At 48.1% G+C, this 690-nt stretch carries 1 protein-coding gene; it reads right to left on the reverse strand.

The features are described from left to right. Positions 1–58: 58 nt before the first annotated feature. On the reverse strand, positions 59–690 hold a 632-nt coding region (locus tag R8N49_RS27310), incomplete at its 5' end, for an ATP-binding protein (RefSeq protein ID WP_318190474.1).

Raw genomic sequence — 690 nt, forward strand, 5'->3', positions numbered from 1 at the left:
TACTTAGACATTAAAAAGCCCATCCACATTTTTGGTTGGGCTTTTTGGTTTAAGAGGGTTATTTGGTCGTGAAACTGATTTGGGCGATCAAGCCGCCTTCACTGCGATTACGCATCACCACCGAACCTGAATGTTGGATAACAATACGTTTTACAATCGCTAAACCCAGACCAGTACCTTCGCTGCCACGAGCCGTATCACCACGGGTAAACGGTTCGAACAACTTCGCGATCTGCGACTGCTCAATCCCAGGCCCGTTGTCTTCTACGCATATCCAAACCAATTGTTTGTCTGCCGTCACGCCTGTGCTGATTTTCACCCAACCGTTGCCGTAACGCAGTGCGTTGACAACTAAGTTACTCACCGCTCGCTTAATGGCAATCGGGCTGCCTTTTGCTGAAGGAAGGTGCATGTTCAAGTCCGTTTCAATCTCGACTTCATATCCCCCTTCAGAGCTCGCCACGTCACTAGCGATGGTACTGACATCAACCGACTCAAACGATTCTTTGTTTACAGGCTTTAGATAATCCATAAATTGACTGATAATCTCATTGCACTCTTCCGTGTCACTGATGATCCCTTCCGCCAAATAGCTGTCTTCTGGCGACATCATTTCAGTAGCGAGACGAATTCGCGTCAGCGGCGTACGTAAATCATGACTGATGCCTGCCATTAACAGGGCGCGGTCTT

Source organism: Vibrio sp. 1978, from assembly GCF_033344345.1.